At 36.3% G+C, this 344-nt stretch carries 1 protein-coding gene; it reads right to left on the bottom strand.

Annotated elements, in window-relative coordinates; translation table 11 throughout:
• Nucleotides 1–344 (bottom strand): AMP-binding protein (locus JJQ60_RS21885; protein WP_201924775.1); only part of this gene is annotated, 344 nt, incomplete at both ends.

Genomic DNA, 344 nt, shown 5'->3' with positions numbered 1-344 from the left:
CTGATGTGCGTAACCTGATCACGATCAATCGCTTCTATAATCTTATCCGTATTAGCTGAAAACCCTGAAGGGAGTATCGATAATCTACCTCCAGAATGAAACCATCCAAACAATTCGGCTACAGAAACATCAAAAGAATGAGTCGTCTTAAACAAATACACATCTTCTGAAGTTAATGGATATAACTTATCCATACTCTGAATTGTATTCAATAAAGCGCTATGCTCTATCATAACCCCTTTTGGAGTACCTGTAGAACCTGAAGTATAAATCAAATATGCTAAATTGTCTGAAGACACATTCGGATAGGTTTCTAAAACTGGAGATTCACTAATAGTAGTCAC

The organism is Aquimarina mytili (assembly GCF_016735115.1).
Classification (GTDB): domain Bacteria; phylum Bacteroidota; class Bacteroidia; order Flavobacteriales; family Flavobacteriaceae; genus Aquimarina; species Aquimarina mytili.
Note: the sequence above shows the minus strand (reverse complement) of the source record. Positions and strands in the feature narration are given on the sequence as shown.